17 protein-coding genes are annotated in these 22,572 nt (G+C 72.9%); 10 read left to right on the top strand and 7 right to left on the bottom strand.

All coding sequences use genetic code 11. The features are described from left to right. The first annotated feature begins 127 nt into the window (after positions 1-127). The 5 genes from ACFZBU_RS14995 to ACFZBU_RS14975 all read left to right on the top strand — a co-directional run bounded on the left by ACFZBU_RS14995 (position 128) and on the right by ACFZBU_RS14975 (position 4,214). Positions 128-892: a DUF969 domain-containing protein gene (locus ACFZBU_RS14995; protein ID WP_391583972.1), complete on the top strand. Its 765-nt coding sequence runs from the start codon at positions 128-130 to the stop codon at positions 890-892. Further along, positions 889-1,857 carry a DUF979 domain-containing protein gene (locus tag ACFZBU_RS14990; protein ID WP_391583971.1) on the top strand — a complete coding sequence of 323 codons (969 nt, stop codon included), beginning with the start codon at positions 889-891 and terminating at the stop codon, positions 1,855-1,857. Before ACFZBU_RS14995 ends, ACFZBU_RS14990 begins: the two co-directional genes overlap by 4 nt. A 77-nt stretch (positions 1,858-1,934) precedes the next feature. Beyond that, positions 1,935-2,579: a pyroglutamyl-peptidase I gene (gene pcp / locus ACFZBU_RS14985; protein WP_391583970.1), complete on the top strand. Its 645-nt coding sequence runs from the start codon at positions 1,935-1,937 to the stop codon at positions 2,577-2,579. Positions 2,580-2,845: 266 nt separating this feature from the next. Next, positions 2,846-3,379: a hypothetical protein gene (locus ACFZBU_RS14980; protein WP_391583969.1), complete on the top strand. Its 534-nt coding sequence runs from the start codon at positions 2,846-2,848 to the stop codon at positions 3,377-3,379. A 196-nt stretch (positions 3,380-3,575) separates the two neighbouring features. Continuing rightward, a complete protein-coding gene (locus tag ACFZBU_RS14975) occupies positions 3,576-4,214 on the top strand; it encodes a class F sortase (protein ID WP_391584346.1) in 639 nt (212 codons plus the stop codon). Between the two features lie 218 nt (positions 4,215-4,432). On the opposite strand, the gene ACFZBU_RS14970 is transcribed toward ACFZBU_RS14975, so the two are convergent. The 3 genes from ACFZBU_RS14970 to ACFZBU_RS14960 all read right to left on the bottom strand — a co-directional run bounded on the left by ACFZBU_RS14970 (position 4,433) and on the right by ACFZBU_RS14960 (position 11,027). Continuing rightward, positions 4,433-6,211 carry a histidinol-phosphatase gene (locus ACFZBU_RS14970; RefSeq protein ID WP_391583968.1) on the bottom strand — a complete coding sequence of 593 codons (1,779 nt, stop codon included), beginning with the start codon at positions 6,209-6,211 and terminating at the stop codon, positions 4,433-4,435. 507 nt (positions 6,212-6,718) lie between these two features. Continuing rightward, complete coding sequence (gene fusA, locus ACFZBU_RS14965) at positions 6,719-8,839, bottom strand: elongation factor G (protein ID WP_391583967.1); 2,121 nt, start codon at positions 8,837-8,839, stop codon at positions 6,719-6,721. Positions 8,840-9,779: 940 nt separating this feature from the next. After that, positions 9,780-11,027 (bottom strand): MFS transporter, encoded by a 1,248-nt coding sequence (locus ACFZBU_RS14960; protein ID WP_391583966.1) that lies wholly within the window; start codon positions 11,025-11,027, stop codon positions 9,780-9,782. Positions 11,028-11,146: 119 nt separating this feature from the next. Here ACFZBU_RS14960 and ACFZBU_RS14955 point away from each other — a divergent pair, with 119 nt between their 5' ends. Together ACFZBU_RS14955 and ACFZBU_RS14950 are read left to right on the top strand one after the other, a co-directional pair. Then, on the top strand, positions 11,147-12,058 hold the full coding sequence (locus ACFZBU_RS14955; protein WP_391583965.1) for a winged helix-turn-helix transcriptional regulator: 912 nt from the start codon (positions 11,147-11,149) through the stop codon (positions 12,056-12,058). Positions 12,059-12,630: 572 nt separating this feature from the next. Next, on the top strand, positions 12,631-13,095 hold the full coding sequence (locus tag ACFZBU_RS14950) for a hypothetical protein (protein ID WP_391583964.1): 465 nt from the start codon (positions 12,631-12,633) through the stop codon (positions 13,093-13,095). Positions 13,096-13,168: 73 nt separating this feature from the next. Here the strand turns inward: ACFZBU_RS14950 and ACFZBU_RS14945 are convergent, their stop codons facing one another. The 3 genes from ACFZBU_RS14945 to ACFZBU_RS14935 form a co-directional block, all read right to left on the bottom strand. Beyond that, positions 13,169-13,972 carry an IclR family transcriptional regulator gene (locus tag ACFZBU_RS14945; RefSeq protein ID WP_391583963.1) on the bottom strand — a complete coding sequence of 268 codons (804 nt, stop codon included), beginning with the start codon at positions 13,970-13,972 and terminating at the stop codon, positions 13,169-13,171. A 128-nt stretch (positions 13,973-14,100) separates the two neighbouring features. Continuing rightward, entirely contained in the window at positions 14,101-16,257 is a 2,157-nt protein-coding gene (locus tag ACFZBU_RS14940) for a SpoIIE family protein phosphatase (protein ID WP_391583962.1), read from the bottom strand. Between the two features lie 45 nt (positions 16,258-16,302). Beyond that, a complete protein-coding gene (locus ACFZBU_RS14935; protein ID WP_391583961.1) occupies positions 16,303-18,867 on the bottom strand; it encodes a SpoIIE family protein phosphatase in 2,565 nt (854 codons plus the stop codon). Between the two features lie 353 nt (positions 18,868-19,220). On the opposite strand from ACFZBU_RS14935, the gene ACFZBU_RS14930 reads away from it, so the two are divergent. Both ACFZBU_RS14930 and ACFZBU_RS14925 read left to right on the top strand, forming a co-directional pair. Beyond that, entirely contained in the window at positions 19,221-19,829 is a 609-nt protein-coding gene (locus tag ACFZBU_RS14930) for a hypothetical protein (protein WP_391583960.1), read from the top strand. After that, positions 19,816-20,493, top strand: a complete 678-nt coding sequence (locus ACFZBU_RS14925) for a class F sortase (RefSeq protein ID WP_391583959.1) — start codon at positions 19,816-19,818, stop codon at positions 20,491-20,493. Before ACFZBU_RS14930 ends, ACFZBU_RS14925 begins: the two co-directional genes overlap by 14 nt. A gap of 291 nt (positions 20,494-20,784) precedes the next feature. On the opposite strand, the gene ACFZBU_RS14920 is transcribed toward ACFZBU_RS14925, so the two are convergent. Next, complete coding sequence (locus tag ACFZBU_RS14920; RefSeq protein ID WP_391583958.1) at positions 20,785-21,732, bottom strand: NAD-dependent epimerase/dehydratase family protein; 948 nt, start codon at positions 21,730-21,732, stop codon at positions 20,785-20,787. Between the two features lie 101 nt (positions 21,733-21,833). On the opposite strand from ACFZBU_RS14920, the gene ACFZBU_RS14915 reads away from it, so the two are divergent. After that, entirely contained in the window at positions 21,834-22,451 is a 618-nt protein-coding gene (locus tag ACFZBU_RS14915) for a TetR/AcrR family transcriptional regulator (protein WP_391583957.1), read from the top strand. The last annotated feature ends 121 nt before the right edge of the window (positions 22,452-22,572 follow it).

Here is a 22,572-nt window from a genome sequence, read left to right as displayed (position 1 = left end):
GTGCGGGAGGAGTAGATCAAGTTCCCGCACCATTCACAAGGTCTTGTGGGATTGTTCAACAATAGCTTAGCCTCCTCGGCACCTCCTCGTCCCCCTGTTCGAGGACCCGAGCGTGGAAGGCTGCGCAATGATTGTGCTCCTCGGCGTCCTACTGGTGATCGTAGGGTTCGCCACTCGACGCAACCCCCTGTTGGTGGTCGGCGTTTCCGGCGTGGCCACCGGCCTGCTCGGAGACCTGTCACCGCGCGAAGTGCTCGCCGCGTTCGGCAACGGCTTCGCGTCCAGCCGGGGCGTGACGATCTTCGCGATCACCCTGCCGGTGATCGGCCTCCTGGAACGCAACGGCCTCCGGGAGCAGGCCCGTACCCTGATCGCGCGGTTCGGCAGGCTCACCACCGGGCGCTTCCTGGTGTTGTACCTGGGTCTGCGTCAGCTCACCGCCGCCGTCGGCCTGGTCACCCTGGGCGGACCGGCCCAGACGGTACGCCCGTTGGTGGTTCCGATGGCCGAGGGTGCCGCCGAGCGCAGCCACGGGCCGCTCCCGGACAAGGTCCGGGAGAAGATTCGTTCGCATGCCGCGGGCGCCGACAACGTCGGCCTGTTCTTCGGCGAGGACTGCTTTCTGGCGGTCGGCTCGATCCTGCTGATCACCGGCTTCGTGAACACCACGTACCACCAGCACATCGAGCCGTTGCACGTGGCGCTGTGGGCGATTCCCACCGCCGTCTTCGCGTTCCTCATCCACGGCTGGCGACTGCTGCGGCTGGACCGCACGTTGGCCCGCGAGTTCGCGGCCGTCCCCGCCGCCGGGCCGGTCGCCGAAACCGTCGCCGCATCCGCGGCCGCACGTCCCGCCGCCGATGGTGCCGTTGCCGAGAGGAAGCTCAAGTGATCGAGGTCGAGTGGTTCTTCTGGCTGGTCGGCGCCATCTTCCTGGTGATGGCCGGGCAGATGCTCGTGGACCGCAGCAATGCCAGGCGCTTCGGCAGCGCCGCGTTCTGGGGCCTGCTCGGTGCGGGCTTCATCTACAGCACCCGAGTCGTGGAGAAGACCTCCCCGGCCGAACCGCTGGGTGTGGCCGTGCTGGTGATGGTGTGTCTGGCGGGTTTCGGCTTCACCGGCAAGGGCGCCGTGCACAGCACCGACAGCGAGCAGCGGGTGGCCATCGCCGCCCGCCTCGGCAGCCGCCTGTTCATTCCGGCACTGACCATCCCGGTGGTGGCGATGGTGTGCGCGGTGATCGTGAAGAAGTGGCACATCGGCTCCGAACCGGTCCTGCAAAAGGGCAGCGAAACCCTCCTGGGCCTGGGTATCGGCGCGATCGTCGCACTCGTGGTCGGCATGATCGTGGTCCGCGAGAAGCGCATCAGCGTGCCGATCCACGAGGGTCGCTCGATGCTGGAGGCGATGGGCTGGGCACTGCTGCTGCCGCAACTGCTGGCCACGCTCGGGTCGATCTTCCAGGTCTCGGGGGTCGGCAAGCAGGTCGGCGTGCTCACCTCGAAGGTGCTGCCGGACGGCAAGATCTACGTCGCGGTGATCGTGTACTGCCTGGGCATGTTCCTGTTCACCACGATCATGGGCAACGCCTTCGCCGCGTTCCCGGTGATGACCGCGGCGATCGGCTGGCCGGTGCTGGTGGTCGAGGGCGGCGGCGACCCGGCGGTGGTGCTCGCCCTGGGCATGCTGGCGGGCTTCTGCGGCACGCTGTGCACCCCGATGGCGGCCAACTTCAACCTCGTGCCCGCGGCCCTGTTGGGACTCAAGGACCAGTACGGGCCGATCAAGGCGCAACTGCCCACCGCGGGCGCGCTGCTGGTCGTCAACATCGGCATCATGTCGGCCTTCGCGTTCTGAGCCCGCCCGGCCCCTGTGCCCCGCCTCCTTCCGTTCGCCTCGTTCCGTTCGCTCGGCCGTCCCAGGAGACAACAGTCATGACCCGCGTACTCGTCACCGGATTCGACACCTTCGCCGGCGAGGCCACCAATCCCTCGTGGGAGGCCGTGCGACTGCTCGCGGAGGCGCCCGAACCGGGCCTGGCGGTGACGGTGGTGAAGCTGTCCTGCGTGTACGGGGTGGCGCTGACGGAACTGCGGGCAGCCGTCGAGCGGGTCGATCCCGACCTGGTGCTGTGCGTGGGCCAGGCCGGCGGCCGGCCGGACGTCACCGTGGAGCGGGTCGCGGTCAACATCGACGACGCCCGGATCCCGGACAACGCCGGCCGGCAGCCGATCGACACACCCGTCGTCGAGGCGGGCCCCGCCGCGTACTTCGCCACGCTGCCGGTCAAGGCGTGCGTGGCGGCGGCCCGCGCGGCCGGTGTGCCCGCATCGGTGTCCCAGACGGCCGGCACCTTCGTCTGCAACCACGTCTTCTACGGCCTGATGCATCTGCTCGCCACCGAACGCCCCACCACCCGCGGCGGCTTCGTGCACGTGCCGTTCTCCTCCGACCAGGCCACCGATCGGGTGGTCCCCTCACTCCCGCTGCCCACCATCACCGCCGGCCTGCGCGCGATCGTGACCACGGCCGCCACCCGCACGGACGACATCACCGCCCCGGGCGGCGCCACCCACTGAACCCCGCCGGGGGAGGGGCGCCGGATGGGGTCGAGCGCCGAAGGTCACCCATTCGGCCAGTCCGCGGGCGACCGTGCGAACCGGGTCCCGATACCGGGTGGGGAGCGGAAACCCGGGGCCCATCGGGTGACACAGTGTATCCACTCGGCTCCGTGGCGGCATTCTCGGCATGCGAGGGGCCGTGCGCCCGGCTTATCTGGAAGTCGCGAGCACGGCTGTCCCAGCGGTAGGTCGCTACCGCGTCCGGGCTCGCCGGAGGTTGCATCATGCGTTCGATCACCAGGTTTGCGGGCGCCGCGCTTCTCGGCGCGAGTCTCGCGCTGGCCGCTCCCACGGCCGGCCACGCGGCCCCCGCCCGTACTCGGGTCGACCCGGCGGACTGCGCCAAGGCGGTCGCCGCGGCGGCGAAGGCCCAATTGCAGTACGACGCCGCGGTCGCGGACTTCGCCAAGGCAGCGGCCGGGCGGCCCGACAAGTCCCGGCAGGAGCAGCTCGACCGCACCAGGAACGAGATGAGCGCCGCGACCTCGGCCGCGGCCAAGGCCTGCCCGGACGTCAAGATCCCCGCCGGCGAGAGCGGATCCGACAAGGGCCGGGCGGACGCCGCCCAGGCCGCGCACGGCGGCGCGGCCGGATCCGACGGCAAGTACGCCCAGCCCCCCTCGGGCAGCATGCACACCGGTGCCGGTGGTACGTCCGGCACTGCCGGCGGCAGCGGAATCGCGCTCGGCGTGGGCCTGTTCGCCGCCGGTGCGGGCGTCGTCGTGCTGCGTCGCCGACGCGGCACGGACCGAGTCTGAGCGGAACCCTCACCGCTCGGACCACCGCGTTCCCGCACCGCCCGGCCCCGGTCGCGGCGGTGCGGGAACGCGGGTGGAACCCACCGACCACACGGGTGACTTCGGGCCGCGGCCCCGCCCGGGCACGCCGGGAGCAACCCCGTCAGGAGCAGCAGTGGACCCTTCGGCCCCGCCCGACGAAGGTCGCAGGCGCACCATGGGGCCGGTGGGCGCCGGCGTCGTCGCGATGTGCCTCGGCGCCGCGTTGATCGTCAACGGCGCCGGGGCCGCCGACCCGCCGCCGCAGCCCGGCGAGGCCCGGGCCTATCCGGACGAGCCACGCCCGGCGCCGAACGATCCGCCGCCGCTGGCCCCGCTGGCGTCCGCGGCGCCGATCCGGGTGCGGATCCCGGCGATCTCGGTGGACGCACCGCTGACCGGTCTGGGCCTGGAGGACGGCGGCCGACTCGCGGCCCCGCCCGACGACGAGGTCAACCTCGCGGGCTGGTATCGCAACGGCACCGCGCCCGGTGCGGGTGGAACCGCGATCGTGGCCGGGCACGTGGACACCCGGGAGGGCCCGGCGGTCTTCTACCACCTCGGCGAGCTGCATCGGGGGAACACCGTCGAGGTGGATCGCGCCGACGGCGACACGGCGATCTTCACCGTGGACGCGATCGAGGTCTACCGCGCCGAGCAGTTCCCCGACCGCCGCGTCTACGGCGCCGCGAAGGGTGCGGAGTTGCGGCTGATCACCTGCGGGGCGGGCTTCGACCGGGCGGAGCGGCGCTACCTGGGCAATGTCGTCGCGTTCGCGCACCTGACCGGCCTGGTCCCGCGACGACACACGTCCTGAAACGCCGCCGCCCCGCCGACCGGATGGCCGTCGGGGCGGGGCGAACAGCGCGGCAGGGCGAACGGTGGGGGCGCACAGCGCGGCGGGGGCGAGGCCGAAGCCGGGACCGGGGGCCGGGCCCGGGCCGAGCGCCCCGGCCCCGGCCCCCGCCCCGACCCCGGCCCCCGCCTCGATTCCGGCCGGGCCCTGCCCCGCCGTACCGCGTGCGGGTGGTTGCCTCAGTGCGAACCCTTGACGTCGACGAAGATCGGGTTGCTGTAGAACCAGATGTCGCGCCACGGGTCGCCGTCGTTGTTCGGGTGCTGGATCGGGCCGGCCGGGTCGACGCCGGCGCCGAACGGGCCCACGCCGTGCCGGTTGCCGTCGCTGCCGCGCAGGCGGACGTAGTACGGCTTGTTCCGGCGCGGCAGTTGCACCTTCAGGGTGTAGGTGCCGGTGCGGCCGGACACGTCGATGCGCTTGCTCACCCGCGTGTCCGGGGCCTGCCACGAGTCCGCGTCGCGGGACTTGCCGGTGACCGTCCCGGTGATCACGTCCACGTGCGCGAGGCGGGGCACCTCGCCGTGGTAGTTGGGCCGGCTCGCGGTGGTGATCCGGATGTAGAGGGTGGCGCCGCGGTTGGCCGCCAGCGGCAGCCGGCCGCCCAGGGTGACCGGCTCGGTGTGGCCGTTGTCCGCGACCATCCATACGTCCAGGCCGTCCAGAAGCTGGCCGTGGTCCACCCACACCCGACCGGCCCGCAGGCCGGCCATCACGTCGCGGTAGCCGAAGCGCTCGACACCCACGTGGGTGCGGCTGAACTGACCCGGCCAGAAGTCGCTGCCGGGCTGCGGGACTCCGGTGTCCACCGGCAGCGGCTTGGAGCCCAGGTCGTCGAAGCCCTTGCCGGGCGGGTAGGCGCCGTCCGCGTGGGTGTCGAACATGGTGCGGTGGTTGTCCGAGTTCGAGGTGACCGACCACAGCCGGCCCTCGGCGAGCAGCGCGTCCCACATGCCGCCGACCGTCGAGGTCATCCAGTCGAAGCCGCCGTGTGTGCGGTAGCTCTCGATCGGGTACCTCGGCCAGCTCTGCGGCGACGGCGCGTTCTGGTACTCGCCGCGCTGGAAGGTGCCCGGACCCGACTGTCCCTCGCGGTACTTCACCCAGGCGGGGTCGGCGTTGGCCTGCGAACCGGGCGCGCCCTCGAAGCCGAGGAAGATCGAGGGGTCCGCGTCCTGCCACGCGCGCAGTTCGTGCGGCGAGACGATGCCCAGCCGGCTGGGGTGGTTGGCCAGCACCAGGACGTCCTCGACGAAGCCCTCACGCCGGCGCTGCCCGAGCCAGCGGATCGCCTCCACCGCCTTGGCCTCGTTGGCCGCGGTGACCGGGTCGCCGGGGGCGCCCACGTCGAACTTGTTGAGCTTGGCGTCGAAGGTCAGCTCGAATCGGCGGAGCAGTTCCACCTCGTTCCGGCCGGGCGCGACCATCACGGTGGCGTGCTCGGCGGCGGGGACGTACCACTCCAGGCCCTGGAAGATCAGCACCCGGGGGTTCTCCTGGCGGGCCTTGACGATCTCCGCGTGCTCGCGCTCCGCGCCGCCGGCGTTGGCGTGGCCGAAGTTGGCGTGCTCGGTGTAGACGATCCAGTCCAGTCCGAACTGCCGACCCTGCGCGGCCGACTGGGCGAAGCCGTACTTGGCGTCGTGGCTGTAGACCGTGTGTACGTGGTGGTCGCCCACCAGGTAGACGAACTTGCCGGGCGGGCCGTCCTGGCCCGGTCGCGAACTCGCCTGCACCGCATCGTCGGACTCGGCCGCGGCGGCCGAACCGGCACCCACCGCGCCGAGTGCCGACGCGCCGAGGAAGCCGGCTCCGAACAGGCCGGCCCGACCGATCAGACCACGCCGGGACACACCCTGCGGGTCGAGCCGGTCCTCGGCCACCTCCGGGTCGGCCCATTCGGGCAACTGCGGAGTGGGGTGGTCGTCGGGTCGGTTCGAGTGGTCCTCGGTCGCCATGTGCGTTCCTCCAGTCTGGGGCATCGGCGGATGCCGCGGCAGACGCTATGGGCCGTAGGTGGCGATTGGGCGACATCCGCCCCTCGCGCACATGACGGGCACAATGATCTTGGGGTGTCCGGGCTTCGACGGCATCGACCGGCATCGACCGGCCCGGACCGGCCCGGACCGGCATGAACCGGATCGAACAAGCTCGAACCGTCTCGGACCGGCTTCGACCGGAGGCCGCAGCTCAGCCGGCCCGCTGCTGTGGATCGGGCGCCGGGTCGCGCGCCGGGTCACCTGCCGGTGCCCGGGCGGCGGGCGTTGGCTGTGCCGGCACAGCAGCAAGGGCGTTCGTGCCTGTCGGCGCGGGACTCGCGCAGTCGGTGGGTCGTCACGTGGCGATGCCTGCTGCCGATGCCGCGCAGCGTGGGCGGCCTCCCGTCGCGTCGGTCGCGACGGGAGGCCTGCTCCGGAGGCGCGGAGTTCCGCGTGGTGAGCGGAACTGCGCTCCCCCGTCGGCGATTACGCCGTGCCCGCCTTGGCCAGGATCGCCTCCGCGACGTGCCCGGGGACTCGGGCGTACGCGGCGAACTCCATCGTGTAGCTCGCCCGACCCGAGGTCCGGCCGCGCAGGTCGCCCACGTAGCCGAACATCTCGGCGAGCGGCACCAGCGCCGTGACCACCTTGGCGCCGGAACGCTCGGTCATCGTGGCGACCTGTCCACGCCGGGCGTTGAGATTGCCGATGACCTCACCCAGGTAGTCCTCGGGCGTGGTCACCTCGACCGCCATGGTCGGTTCGAGCAGCGCCGGCAGCGCGAGTCGCGCGGCCTCCTTGAAAGCCAGCGATCCGGCGATCCGGAAGGCCATCTCGGACGAGTCGACGTCGTGGAAGTCGCCGTCGAGCAGGGTGACCCGAAGCCCGGTGAGCGGGTAGCCCGCCAGCACCCCGAACTCCATCGCGGCGCGGCAACCCGCGTCCACCGACGGGATGAACTCCTTCGGGATGCGCCCGCCGGTGATCTTGTCGACGAACTCGTAGCCCTCTCCCTCCAGTGGTTCGATCGCGATCCGGACCTTGGCGTACTGGCCCTTGCCGCCGGTCTGCTTGCGATAGGTGTAGTCGTGCCCGGCCACCGCCGCGCACACCGTCTCGCGGTAGGCGACCCGGGGCCGGCCGACGTCGGCGGCGACGTCGAACTCCAGCCGCATCCGGTCGACCAGCACCTCCAGGTGCAGTTCGCCCATGCCGGAGACGATGGTCTGGCCGGTCTCCCGGTCGGTCTTGACCCGGAAGGACGGATCCTCCTCGGCCAGGCGCTGGATGGCGACGCCCAGTTTCTCCTGGTCCGCCCGGGACCTGGGTTCGATGGCCACTTCGAGCACGGGTACGGGGAAGTCCATCGATTCCAGGATCACCGGGTGCGCCGGATCGCACAGGGTCTCGCCGGTGGTGGTCTGCCGCAGCCCCATCACCGCGACGATGTCGCCGGCGCCCACGGACGCGATCTCCTCTCGTTTGGCGGCGTGCATCCGGTAGATCTTGCCGACCCGTTCCTTGCGACCCTTGACCGGATTCTGCACCTGGTCGCCGGCGGCGAGTCGGCCCGAGTACACCCGGATGAAGGTCAGCTTGCCCAGGTGCGGATCACTCGCGATCTTGAACGCCAGTGCCGCGAGCGGCTGTTCGTCCGACGGTTTGCGCTCGACCTCGGTCCGGTCCGCGTCGACCGCGTGTCCCACGATCGCGTCCACGTCCAGCGGCGACGGCAGGTAGCGTACGACGGCATCGAGCAGTGGCTGAACTCCCTTGTTCTTGAAGGCGGTTCCACACAGAACCGGGGTGACGGTGCGGCCTTCGTCGAGACCGGAGGCGATGGTGATCCGCCGGATCGCGGCGTGCAGCTGCGCCTCGGTGGGCTCCTCGCCCGCCAGGTACGGCTCCAACATCGCCTCGTCGTGTTCGGCCACGGTCTCCAGCAGTCGGCCGCGCCAGGTCAGCGCGGTCGCCAGGTACGCGGCCGGGATCTCGACGTCCTCGTACGCCTCGCCGAGTCCGCTCTCGGCGGACCACAGCAGGGCCCGCATGCGGACCAGGTCGACCACGCCGCGGAAGTCGGCCTCGGCGCCGATCGGCACCTGCACGACCAGGGCGACCGCGCCCAGCCGTTCGCCGATCATCTCGACGCAACGATGGAACTCGGCGCCGGTGCGGTCGAGTTTGTTGACGAAGCAGATCCGGGGCACCCGGTAGCGGTCCGCCTGCCGCCACACCGTCTCGGACTGCGGTTCGACGCCGGCGACCCCGTCGAAGACGGTCACCGCGCCGTCGAGCACGCGCAGGCAGCGTTCCACCTCGACGGTGAAGTCGACGTGGCCGGGTGTGTCGATCAGGTTGATCCGGTGACTGACCCCGTCCAGGGTCCAGTCGCAGGTGATCGCGGCGGACGTGATGGTGATGCCGCGATCGCGCTCCTGCGGCATCCAGTCCGTCGTGGTGGTGCCGTCGTGCACTTCGCCGATCCGGTGCGAGGCGCCCGTGTAGAACAGGATGCGCTCGGTGGTGGTGGTCTTGCCGGCGTCGATGTGGGCCATGATCCCGATGTTGCGGATGCCGGCGAGGTCGCGGGCGGTTGTGGTCATGACGGGTCTTCTCTCCTGCTCGACGGGATGGATGGTGACGAATCCGGGCAGCCGCCATCGACCCGTCGCCCCGCCGGGCCGGCCCGGCGCGCGGCACGGCCGCGTGCGGTGGGTGCACGGCACGGAGGGGGACGGATTTCGTCGGATGGCAGGCATGCCGGGGCGCGGTGGCCGCCGGGACCGGTGCGCGCGCTACCGGACACACCCCATCGACCCCTGCGCGCACCGCGCACGCGCCGGTCGGCGACACCGCACGCCGGTACAGGGCGGGACGGTGTGCCGGTCCGGTGCGTGCGCGGGGCGTGGCACGGTCGGTCGGTCGGTGGGGGATCAGGGTGCGGACGCCGGCGGAGCCGGGACGGACCGGGCTCGGCGCGGGGCGGCGGCCTTCGGGTCGGCTCGGGGGCGGCTGTTCGGTCGCGGGCCGGTGGGTGCGACGACCGTGGTCGTCACACCGCCTACCGGTGGCGGTTCAGCCGCGAGGCGACCCGGAGCGATCGGGCCAACGGCCCTTCCACGGCTCCCGGTTCGTCGTCGGATGCGCGCTCCGCGGGCGGCTGCCGAACGCGTGGCGCGGCTCACCGATCCGCTTGCAGGTCACATCCATGCCCCCAACCTAGATCAGGAACTGCCGCACGGTCACCTGGATTTCCCGTCCCGCCCGCGGACGAGCCCGCGGCGCCGGGATCGGCGAGAGCACAGCGTGAGCCCCCGGCCGGGGGCGTGGCGCGGCCGCATCGACACCCGCCGCGGCCGTGGACGGGCGTGCGGCGCCGGGATCGGGCGTCGGCAGCGCAGTCGCTGAGCACCGGCCGACGGCGGTCGCGGCCCGCACCGACACCTGGCCGCCGCCGTGGACGGGCCGGCCCCGACCTCGGCGCCGGCCCGCTGCCGGCCTCGGTCCCGGTCGCGGCCCGGTGGGCCCCACGGGCGGCCGGCCTCAGGTCAGGTCTCGTTGGGTACGGATCGGGCTCGACCACAGTACGAGGGGGGTCAGGAAGGCGATTCCGCACAGTGTGGCCAGGGCGGCCCGGTTGCCCAGCCAGGTTGCGATCAGACCGGCGGTCAGCGCGCCGATCGGGATCGCGCCCCAGGACACGAACCGGACCGTGGCCATCACCCGCGGCAGCAGGTCCGGCGGGGTCACCGTCTGGCGGTGGGTGCGGGTGAGGATGCTGAGCACCACGACCCCGGCGCCGAAGCCCGCGTTCGCCACCGCGAAGACGAGCAGACCGAGACCGTGGCCGGCCAACGGCACGAACCCGAGCGCGACGGCGCCGAAGAGCGCGGCCCCGATCAGGGCACGGGCGCTGCCCACCCCGGCCACCAGGCGCGGGGTCAGCGCCGCGGCGAGCAGGCTGCCCATCCCCTCGGAGGCGATCAGGACGCCCACCAGCGCGGCCGGCGCGTCCAGGGTGCGTACCAGGAACGCCGGGACGAGCGCCAGCAGCGCGCCGCAGACGAAGTTGACGGTGGTCGCGGCGGCCACGCACGGGCGGATCACCGGGTGCCGGCGCACGTAGCGCAGCCCCTCGGAGATCAGTGCGGACACCGAGGGCCCGGCGGTGGTCGACGTGGTCCGGGCCGGGCGCGGCAGGCCGCGCAGCAGCACCGCCGACACCAGGAAGCTGACCGCGTCCACCAGCAACCCGCTCGCGGCGCCGCACAGTTGCACCAGCACGCCGCCCAGGGACGGGCCGCCGAGCTGGGTGGCCGAAACCGAGCCCGAGGTGAGGCTGTTGCGGGCGGTCAACTCCTCCTTGCTCACGATCGACGGGAGCAGCGTCGCGTTGCCCACGTCGAAGACCACGCTCGCCAGGCCGACCACGAAGGCGACCACGATCAGTTGCCACAGGTGCAGCACCCCCAGGGCCCACGCGAGCGGGACGGAGGCGACCGCGACGGCCCGCAGCACATCCATCGCGACCTGCGTGCCGCGCAGCGGGAGTCGTTGCACGATCACTCCGGCCGGGAGCCCGATCAGGATCCACGCGGTGTACTGCGCGACGGTGATCAGGCTGACCTGGAGGCTGCTCGCGTGCAGGCCCTGGAGCGCGATCAGTGGCAGTGCGACGGCGGTCACCGCGTCGCCGACGTGGCTGACGGTCGTGGCGGTCCAGTAGCGCCGGAATGCGCCGGCCGTGCGGGTGATGGTCGGGCCGGCCTCGCTCGTCGTCGTTTCGCTCATCTGCGCCCCCGGAATGCCCGGCCCGCCGGGCGGCCGAGCCGGGCTCGCCGGACGAGCAAGTGAGTAACCAATGGAAACTCACTATAGTGAACGGGTCGTACCAGGCAAGGCGAGGTCACATGCGATACACGGATCTGACGGATGCCGACTGCGCCATCACCCAGGCGCTCGGCATCGTCGGCGACTGGTGGACCCTGCTGCTGATCCGCGATGTCGCGGCGGGCGTGCACCAGTTCGGCGCGCTGCACGAGCAGGTCGGGATCAGCCGCAAGGTGTTGGCCCAACGGCTCAAGGCACTGGTGGAGCACGGGGTGTTGGAGAAGCGGCTCTACCACCCGCACCCGCCGCGCTACGAGTACCACCTCACCGAATCCGGTCGCGGCCTGCTCCCCGTCCTGGTCGCACTACAGAACTGGGGCTCACGGCACGTCCTGGGCGACGGCACGCTCACCGCCACCGGCGAATCCGACTCGGCCGAGGCCCGTCAGGCGCACGCCCTGGTCGGCACCCGGCTGCCCGCACTGACCCTGCGCACCGCCGCCGACGAGCGCATCGACCCGATCGCGGACACCGCGTGGACGGTCCTGTACTGCTTCCCCGGCGCCTACGCCCCCGGCCTCCAGGGCCATCCGCCCGGCTGGGACCGGATCCCCGGCGCGCCCGGCTGCACGCTGGAATCGTGCACCTACCGCGACCGGCTGGCCGAATTCACCGACCGCGGCGCCACCGTACGCGGCGTGAGCACCCAACGCCCGGACCAATTGGCCTCGTTCGCCCGGCACGCGAACATCCCGTTCCCGCTGCTCTCGGATGCCGACCTGGAACTGACCGCCGCACTGCGGCTGCCCACCTTCCGGGCGGCGGGCGTGGACCGGCTCAAGCGCCTAACGCTGCTCCTGGACGACACCCGCACGGTCCGCGGCGTGCTCTACCCGCTGCCCGACCCGGCCGGCTCCGTGGAGGACGCGCTCACCCTGATCGACACCCGCCCGACCCGGACCACGCGCGCCGGTCAACGAGTCGATCGGTAGGACGTCCCCGCTCACCCGCAGGTGGCACCCACACGGCGAAACCGCCACCTCCCGACGATCCCCGACCCGGTACATGTGACGGACGCGCCCCTCGCGGCCCCTTCCTAGCCTCGCAGCATGCGCATACCAGTACCGCGAAACTCCCGCCCGCAAGTGAAAGTCCCCCAAAACGAAGGACATCGGCCGGCATCGCGCTCCACCTGATCGACCTCGCCATGCCGGCGCCCGACACCCATTGCGCGCCCGACGATTGGGTCGGCTCGACCCACCTCGGGTCGCCGGCGCGCACCGTGCGAGCCGGCGGCCCGACCGCCGTCCCCGGGGTTCGACGCGGGGCGGAATCGAGACGCCGTGGGGATGCCGCCCCCCGTCGGGCATGATCCGCACCGCGGTGCTTTGCGGTCGACTTCGGCGGAATCGGCGTGTTCGGAGCCGGATGTGGGCAAGAATGCGCCCAACGGCGGGCCCGCGTCGGCGGACTCGGCGACGACGCGGTTCGGGGGTGGGCGATGCGCGTCGGTCGGCCCGCCCGGCGGCCACAACTGCGGGGGGTCGGTGTGGAGGCAGAGTTGATGACCTTGGCGGCATCGGGCGCGACCACGATGGTCGGGCTGATGGTGTCGGAGTCCTGGGCGCAGGCCCGGGCCCGGATCGCCGCCCTGTTCGGCCGGGGCGATCCGGCCCAGGGGATCGTGGTCGAACGCGAACTGGACTCCTCCCGACGCGAGTTGTCCGTGGCCCGGGAGTCCGGCGACGATCCGGTGATCGCGGACATCGAGGCCGAGTGGCGCACCCGGCTGCGTCGCCTGCTCCGCGCCGATCCGGTGGCGGCGGCGGAACTGCGTACGCTGCTCGATGAGTTGGCGCCGTTGTTGCCGGAGGAGGCGGCGGGTGCGGTGCACAACACGATCAGTGGCGGCACCCAGCAGGGCCCGGTCGTCCAGGGACGGGACTTCACCAACCTGACCTTCGGCTCCCCGGGCATCGCGGCACCGCCACCGGACCCGGCCCAGGGCGGTCCCGAACCGCGCCGCTGACCACGCGCCGCGCTCCGCCCTCCGGCGGCAGGGCCGGTTCCCGGTTCGCGCCCGCCGTCGTTGCCGCGTCGTCCTACAGCCCCATCCGAGCCACCTGGACGGACAGTTCGCCCGCCGAGGCGACCACGGCCGACACGTAGTCCGGTACCTGCTCGTCGGGCACCCGGTGGGACAGTGCCGCGATGCTCACGGCCGCCACGACGTCGCCGTCCTCGCGGCGCACCGGAGCACCGATGCCGAGCACGTCCGGGTCGAGTTCGCCGCGTGCCACCGCGTAGCCCCGGGCGCGGATCTCGGCGAGTCGCGCGCGCAGTCGCTCGGGGTCGGTCACGGTGGCGTCGGTGAACCGGGGGAGCGGGCGTGCCAGGAGTCGGTCGAGCTCGGCGTGGTCGGCCCAGGCCAGCAGGGTCAGTGCGGCGGCGCCGGCGTTGAGCGGCAGCACCTGTCCGCGCTCGTAGGACAGCCGCAACGTGTGCACGGCCTCCTCGCGTTCGAGGCAGACCACCGCATCGCCGGCCCGGCGGGTCAACAGCACCGGCTGACCGACCGCACGGGCCAGGGCGCGCAGCACCGGACGGGCCAGGTCGGACAGACCGACGCCCTTGCGGGCCAGCCGGGCCAGGTCCATCACCCGGGGCCCGAGCCGGAACCCGGAGCCGCCGTCGTTCTCCTCCAGGAACCCGTTGGCGGTCAGGCTCTGCAGATAGCGGTACGCGGTGGAGCGGGCGACGCCCAGGTGCTCGGCGACCTGGTTCGCGGACAGCGCGAGGCGGTCGTCACCGAACAGCAGAAGGATGTCCAGGGCGCGGTCCGCGGTGGAGTTGCGCCCGCGATACGACTGCCCACTTCCTGATTCGCGGGGGATGGTTCCTGACATGCGAAAAACCGTAGCAGGGCTCGCGGTGACACCCGAGAGCCCCGGGCTCGTGGCGACGCCAGGGAGCGCCGACCGTCGACGCCGGGGCGTCGCGGGCCCCGACGCGGGATCGAGGACGGGCCCCGGGCTCACAGCGGGGCGGGCAACAACTGCTCCGTCCAGATCGTCTTGCCGTCGCCCGTGTAGCGGGTGCCCCAGCGCTGGGTGAACTGGGCGACCAGGAACAGTCCGCGCCCGCCCTCGTCCGAGGTGCGCGCGTGCCGCAGCCGGGGGCTGGTGCTGGTGGCGTCGGAGACCTCGCAGATCAGCGTGGCGTCGCGGATCAGCCGCAGCCGGATCGGCCCCGACGCGTACCGGATCGCGTTGGTGACCAGTTCGCTGATCACCAGCTCGGTGGTGAACGCGATGTCCTCCAGTCCCCACTCGGCGAGTTGTCGGCCGGTCAGCGTGCGGGCCTGGGCCACGATGGCCGGGTCGGCGGGCAGCTCCCAGGACGCGACCCTGGAGGAGTCCAGGGTGCGGGTGCGCGCGATCAGCAGGGCCACGTCGTCCGGCGGCGGATTGTGGGTCAGCGTGTTCAGTACCGAGCGGCACAGCTCGTCCAGGGGCCGGTCCGGTTCGGCGAGCGAGGCGCGCAGCCGATCCATGCCGAAGTCCACGTCCCGATCGCGGGTCTCGATCAGGCCGTCGGTGTAGAGCACCAGCAGGCTGCCCTCGGGCAGCTCGAACTCGGCCGACTCGAACGGCAGGCCGCCCAGGCCCAGCGGCGGCCCGGCGGGCAGGTCGAGGAACTCCACCGCGCCGCCGGGGCGGACCAGGGCGGGCGGCGGGTGCCCGGCGCGGGCGAACGTGCACAACCGGCTGACCGGGTCGTATACCGCGTACAGGCAGCTGGCGCCCAGTGCGGTGGTGTCCACGCCGCCCTCACCGGTGCCCTCCTCGTCGACGAACCGGATGACCAGGTCGTCCAAATGGGCGAGCAACTCGTCCGGTGGCATGTCCAGGTCGGCCAAAGTGTGCACCGACGCGCGCAGCCGGCCCATCGTCGCCGCGGCGTGCGTGCCGTGTCCGGCCACGTCGCCGACCACCAGGGCGACCCGGGCGCCGGACAGCGGGATCACGTCGAACCAGTCGCCGCCGACCCCGGCCCGATCGTCGGCGGGCAGGTAGCGACTGGCCACCTCGACCGCGGTCTGCCGGGGCAGCCCGTGCGGCAGCAGGCTGCGCTGCAGGGCCAGTGCGGCGGCGTGCTCGTGGGTGAAGCGGCGTGCGTTGTCGATGCACACCGCGGCGCGCGAGACGAACTCCTCGGCCAGGATCAGGTCGTCGCCCTCGAACGGGTCCGGGGTGTCCCGGCGGAAGAAGTGCGCCATGCCCAGGATCGTGCCGCGGGCCCGGATCGGGACCACCATCATCGAGTGCAGGCCCACCGTGCGGGTGCGCTCCGTGGACACCTTGTCCTCGGCCAGCCAGGGCAGGATCACCGGGTCCAGGACCGGTTCCAGGACCGCCTTGCCGTCGACCAGGCAGCGTGCGCCGGGGGAGTTGCGGGCGACCGGGGCACGCTCGCCGATCCGGGCGATCGACTCGGCCGGGTCGCCGTCGGTCCTGCCGTCCCGGCCCTCGCGCGCCGAGCGCTGCCCGAGACGGATCAGCTCCGGGTTGTCCCGGCTGACCGGGCCGGGCGCGGGCTCGATCCCGCCGAGCACCGGTTCCAGCAGGTCGACCGCGACGAAGTCGGCCAGGTCGGGGACCGCGACGTCGGCGAGTTCCTGCGCGGTGCGCGCGACGTCCAGGGTGGTGCCGATCCGGGCCCCGATGTCGCTGAGCAGCGCGAGCCGCTGCCGGGCCCGCCAGCGGTCGGTGACGTCGATGACGAGGTAGCACACCCCCGCCGGTGATCCCGTGCTGTCGTCCAGCCGGAAGAACGAGGTGGAGTACGCGTGCACGTGGTCCGGGTCGCTCGCGGTGCGGCCCTGGTACTCGTGGTCGATCAGCGGGACCCCGGTCTCCAGCACCTCGCGCATCCGCGCCTCGATGGTCTCGGCGGGCAGGCCGGGCAGCACCTCGGAGAGCCGCCGGCCCAGGCGCAGCGGACGCGGGATCCCGCCGTTGCGTTCGAGCTGGTCGTTCAGCCACACGCAGCGCAGCTCCCGATCGACCACCGCCATGCCGATGGGTGCCCGGTTGAGCAGGTGGTCGAGCAGCGCCCGGTCCGCGCCCCACGGCACGGAGGACGCGTCGGCACCGGCATCGTCGGCACCGGCCGGGTTGGGTGTGCCCATCGAGCCCTCCTGTTCCTCCTCATTCCATGGTCGCGCGTTTGCCGCTCAGCGCAGATCGGCCGAGCCCCCCGCACCCGGCGCCGGTTCGGCCGACCCCGGCGCGGCGGGCCGGGTCGTCGGCCGCCGGGTCAGCAGCACGGCCACGTCGTCGGCCCGCTCGGTCAATCGGCCCGCGTCGCGCAACATCCGGTCCGCGAGCTCGGCCAGGCCCGCGTCGGGGGCCTGCGACAACGACGCGCGCATCCGGTCGATGCCCAGGTCCAGGTCGGTGCCGGACTCCTCGACGAGGCCGTCGGTGTACAGGGCCAGGACCGAGCCCGGCTCCAGGGTCACCCGGGTCACCGGATACTCGGCGGCCGGGTCCACCCCGAGCAGGGTGCCGCCGGCCACGTCGAGGACCCGGGTGCGCCCGTCCGGGCCGCGCAGCAGCGGTGGCGGGTGGCCCGCGCGAACCGCCTCGGCGTTGCCGGTGGCGGGGTCCAGTTCGATGTAGCAGCAGCTGGCGAACAGGCCGGGATCCAGATCGGCGAGCAGCCGGTTGGTGCACCGCACCACCTCGTCGGGTCGTTGTCCGCCGGTGGCGAAGGCGCGGACGGCGCTCCGCAGTTGGCCCATGGTGCCGGCGGCGGCCACGTTGTGCCCCTCGACGTCGCCGATCACCAGCCCGACTCCGCGCCCGGTGTCGATCACGTCGTACCAGTCGCCGCCGATCTCCATGCCCTGGGTGCCCGGCAGGTAGCGGGCCACCACCTCCAGGTCGGGCAGGTCGGGCAGCCGGTGCGGCAGCAGGGCGTGCTGGAGGCCGCGGGCGAGGGTGAATTCCGCGTCGTAGAGCCGGGCCCGTTCCAGCGCCTGGGCGATCAGGCCGCTGAGCGCGGTGAGCACCGAGCGCTCCTCGGGGGTGAACAGGTGGTTGCGGTCGAAGCCGAGGATGCAGCTGCCCACCGACCGGTCCGAGGCGATCAGCGGCAGGAACGCCCACGCGGACATCTCGTCGAGCGGGATGCCCGGATACGCCGCTGCCAGTTCCTCGGCCGATTCGAAGAAGATCGGCACGCCGCGGGTGAGCGCCTCGACACCGGGGAGCGAGGCGTCCAGCGGCACGCCCTCGAACGGGTCCAGGAAGTTCTCGGGGTAGCCGGTCTGCAGGGCCAGGAAGAAGCGTTTGTCCCGGACGATGTAGATCGCCAGCTCCCGGCCGCCGAAGGCGGGCAGGATCTGGTCGGCGACCACCTCGCACACCTCGCCGACCGACACCGCCTCGGTGAGCGCGCCCGCCATCTGGAGCACGTGGTAGATCGCCCCCAGCCGGGGCGGCTCGGTCTCGGGGCGGGAGGCATCGGCCTCGGTCGCCCGACCACCGGCGCCGGGTGGCGCGCCCACCGGGACCACCTTGCCGGTCAGCCCGTACGGGTCGGGGTAGAGCGAGAACGCCAGCCAGCGGTCGCGCGGGGTGTGGGCCAGGAAGGAGCCGGGCTGCTGGGAGAGCATCGCCGCCCGGTAGCGGTCCTCGTAGGACGGGTCGGCCAGCCAGGGCAGGGCCTCCCAGGGGGTCCGGCCCAGCAGGTCCTCCGGCCGGACACCGAGCAGGTCCGCCAGGTTGCGGCTGGCGTAGGTGATCCGGCCGCCCGGGTCGAGCGAGAAGACGCCGTCGCGCAGCCGCTCCACCGCCTCCGCGGCGGCTGCGCCGGCACCCAGGTCCAACACCGCGCCCACCAGGTGTCGCGACCGGTCGCCGGACACCTCGTCGGGAACCCGGCCCCACACCTCCAGCGGCCGGCCGGCGCCGTCGGAGCCGGCCACGTGGAGCCGCCAGGCCAGTACCCGGCCGGTCGCCACGGCCTGCCGCGCGGCGTCGCGGAACTCCTGCCCGCCGCCGGAGATCACCCGAGCCGCCAGGGTCGTCGCGCGTCGATCGAAGTCGGCCGGGTCGACGCCGAACAGCTCGCACAACTCCTCGTCCGCGTCGAAGTCGCCGGTGGCCACGTTCCAGTCGAACAGGCCCACCCGGATCAGCGGGAACGTGTTGGCGGGCAGCAGGGTCACCGTGGGTGGGCCGTCGTAGTCGACGGGCACACCGCGGGCGACCCGTGCGCCGAGCGCGTTGCCCAGGCGCTGGGCCGCGGTGCGCAGACTGCGCCGCCGCGAGGGGGGCAGGCCGCGTCCGGGGGAGGCGGGCCACATCACACACACCACGCCGAAGGTCTCGGTGCCCGCGCGGACCGGCGCCGAGGCGGACGCGTAGGCGTACGGCATGCCCAGGGCCAGCTGTGGAAAGCGCCGCATGGTGTCGCCGTCGTCGGCGAGGAAGACGATGCGGCCGGTGCGGTAGGCCTCGGGGGCGGGCAGTGCGCCGGTGACCGGGACCCGACTCCACGGCCCGAGCAGGGACAGGGCCAGTCCGGCGACCTTGGCCAGGACCAGCGAGCGCCGATCGGGTGAACGCAGGTAGACCACCCCGGCGTAGGCGCCGGTGCCCCGGACGGCGCTGTCCAGGCACGTGGAGCAGTCGGCCAGGACCGCCTCGCGTTCCTGGTCGAGGTCGGCCTCGCTGTGCACCGCACGAAGGGGACGGGGCCCGGCGCCGGGCCCCGGCACCGTGCCGGTCATGGGCGCCACCCACGTCCGGGCACCGGGCGTCTTCGTACCGTGCGGCGCGGCGGCCGCTCCGCTGCTTGCGCGCACATATGTCTCGGATTACGCCTGCCCGAACCCGATGTCAAACCGGCGTATTCACGAGCGGATCCGGCATATTGCCACACAGGCCGCCCGGGTGTCGCCGGGCCGGGCGTCCGGGCCGGGGCGGGACGACGGACGGTGTACGTGCTGCGACATACGGGTGAATCCGGGACGGGGTGGTGTGTGTCGTCGCGGTGGGGGCGGATGCGGAAGGCACCGTCGGAATGTCCCATCTTCAGGTGATGCGACCACTTTCATCCGTCCTCTTCGTGGAGCCCACAGTGATGCCTTCCCCGTGCCATAGTCCGTCCACCCGCACCCGGCGGCTGACCGTCGCGGCGATCGCGCTGGGTGCCGCCACGCTCGCCGGTACCGGCGCCGCACATGCGCTGCCGATGGCGCCGGGGGACAACGGCGACGTGAAGGTGCACATGAGCACCACGTCGCCGACGGACCAGCGCAACGAACCCAAGGTGTGCCTGTTCAACCTGGCGGCGTTCAACTTCGACACGCTCCAGTCGGTCACCTACACGATCGCCCCGCAGCCGGCGAACAGCGCGGGATCCGTGCTGGGCGGGACCATCACCCTTGCGGACGGCACCGGTCACACCCCGAACCTGTCGCTGCCCAACGGGCAGTACAAGCTGGTGTGGACCTTCGAGGGCGAGCAGGGGGCCGGCAAGCAGAAGGTCTTCAGGGTCGACTGCCCCGCCGGCACGACCACCGGTGGCGGCCGGCCCGCAGGTAGCGTCAACGCCGGTGGTGGTGGCGGCAGTTCGCAGGTCGACGCGGGTGAGGTGGCGGCCGGCGTACTGGTCGCGGGCGCAGCGCTCGGCGGCTTCGGCCTCTACCTCGCCCGTCGTCGCCGTGCCACGGGCGATGGGACGAACTGAGCCCGCGCCGGCGCAGCGCGCGCGTCGCTCCGGCCCGTTCGCGGCCGGGGCGACCGCGCTGGCGGTCGCCGTCGGACTGTGGCTGGTCCAGCACGGATCCGACGGCCCGGTCGAGCGGCCGCCGGCTCCCGTCGCGGACGCGGCCCGGGTGCCGGTCCAGGCCCGGACCCCGAACGACGCGCCGCACCGGGTGGACGCCGCGCCGCTGACGGCGTCGGCGCCGACCCGGATCAGGATCCCGGCGATCGGCGTCAACGCGCCGACGAGCGTGCTGGGCATCGGTCCGGACCGCCGGCTGGCCACCCCGCCGGTGGGCAACAAGAACCTGGTCGGCTGGTACGGCGACGGTGTCACCCCCGGCGCCCGCGGAAACGCGATCACCGTCGGCCACGCGGACACCCGCTCCGGCCCGGCCGTGTTCTTCAAGCTGGGCCTGCTCCGGGTGGGGGACCGGATCGAGGTGCAGCGGCGGGACCGCCGGACGGCGGTCTTCGCGATCGACGCGGTCCGGTCCTACCCGAAGGACGCCTTTCCCGACGACGTGGTCTACGGGCCGACCGAGGCCGCGGAGTTGCGGGTGATCACCTGCGGTGGTCGCTACGACAAACACACCGGATACGCCGCGAATGTCGTGGTCTTCGCGCATCTGACGGGCAGCCGGTAGGGCTGCTCGACCCGTCCGCGATGCCGACCCGCACCCGCCCTTCGCGCGGGGCGGGATCGGCGCGGGGGTGTCACCCGGTGGTCCCGGATCCGGCTCGTATCGGGTCCGGGCCACCCGGGTTGGGGCCACTCGGGGTCCGCGCCCATCGGGTTCGGATCACCCGGGGCCGGGTCATCCGGGGCCGGGGGCCGCCGGGGTCCGGATCACCGGTGTCCGGTCGGCATCGGGACAGGCGCCGGAGCCGGCGCGAAGCGCGGCGGAGCGAAAGCACGCGGGTCGGACCCGGGTGCGTCAGGCGTGCGCGCTGCGGAACCAGGCGACCGTGGCCGCGATCGCCTCGGCGTGCGCGGTCGGCGGGAGCGGGCCGAAGGTCTCGGTGAACCGGCCGGTGTCGACCACGAACGGGCGGTCGCGCTGGTACCAGGTCTCGCCCAGGGCGCGCACCGTCGGGTTCACCAGACCCAGTACCCGCTGCAGGGTGCGGCCCACCGCGGCCGACTTGTTCGGGCGGCCCAGTTCCGCGAAGAGCAGGTCGAGGAACTGTCGTCCGGTCACCGGCTCGGCGGCGGGAATGTGCCACGCGTGCCCGTCCGCGCGCGAGTCCTCGCCGAGCACCACCAGCCCCTTGGCGAAGTCGGGCAGGTAGCCGAACGAGTGCGGTTGGTCCAGCGGACCCACCCAGCGCGCGACCTTGCCCTGCACCGCGGCGCCGAACACGGTCTCGCCCACCACGCTGTTCACGCCTCGGGGGCCGTAGTAGTCGGATGCCCGGCCGATCGCCACCCGCAGTTCGCCGGCCTCGTGCGCGGCCGACAGCGACCGGGCCATCGCGGCCCGGACCCGGCCCTTGGGAAAGTCGGCCGCGTACGGCATGTCCTCGGTCATCGGCGCGCTCACCGGCCCGTACATGTACAGGTTGTCCGCGAACACCAGCTTGGCGCCGGCCGCGGCGGCGCCCGCGCGGATCGCGTCGGTCAGCGCCGGGAACTCGCTCGTCCACCGGGTGTAGGCCGGAGCCGCGCAGTGGTAGACCACGGCGGCGCCGGCACATGCCGCCGTGGCTCCCTCGGTCGTGGTGACGTCGCCGCGGCGGACCTCGACGCCCTCGGGCACCGTCAGGCCGCTGCTGCGGTTGACCGCGCGCACTCGCCGGCCGCGCGAGACGAGTTCGTCGACGACGGTTGCGCCGACCGCGCCGCCGGCGCCGAGAACCACGTGCAGATCGGACCCGGTGGACATGAGGACTCCCGAGGTGGTCCTCCCTGTGGCGCGTGGCCCGACCCGGGGAGGGTGATTTTTGATACGGCGTTATGAAACAGTGTCGCGATACTGTTGTCAACATGGGACGGCCACGCACGCGCGATTGGGACGAACTCCGCCGGGAGTTGCTGGAGGCCGCCGGGAGGCTGCTCGCGCAGGAGGGCCCGCAGGCGTTGAGCACCCGTCGGGTCGCCCACGAGGTGGGCACCTCGACGACCGCCGTGTACAACCTCTTCCAGGACAAGGCCGGGCTGCTGCGGGCGATGTTCCTGGACGGATTCGCGGCCCTGGAGCGGCGGTTCGCCGACGTGCCGGTCGACGGCGACCCGGAGACGGACCTGATCGCGCTGGGCTACGCCTACCGGGCCGCGGCGCGGGCCAACCCGCATCGCTACGACCTGATGTTCGGTCGGCCGATCGCCGACTTCCTTCCGAGCGACGCGGATCTGGCCCGGATCAAGGGCACGTTCGACACCCTGGTGCGGGCCGTCGACCGCTGCGTTGCAGCCGGCCGCTTCGCGCCGACCGACCCGCACGACACGGCCACCCACCTGAGTGCCCTGGTGCACGGGCTGGCCAGTCTGGAACTGCGCGGTGCGCTGGGCGAGGGGGAGATGGCGGACCACCGGTGGCGGGTCGCGCTGGAGGCGGCCTGTCGGGGCCACCGCGCGGTGACGTGGGCGGCAGTGCCGGGGTGACGACGGCCTGCGGGCGGGGGGGTCGGGGCGCGACCTCCTGCCGGAAGGGGCCCGGATGGGATGCCTCCGGCGGGACCCGTCACCGGTGGTCGAGGTCGAGGTCGGCGGCGCCCGGGTCGGT

Source organism: Embleya sp. NPDC008237 (assembly GCF_042956465.1).
Classification (GTDB): Bacteria; Actinomycetota; Actinomycetes; order Streptomycetales; family Streptomycetaceae; genus Embleya.
Note: the sequence above shows the minus strand (reverse complement) of the source record. Positions and strands in the feature narration are given on the sequence as shown.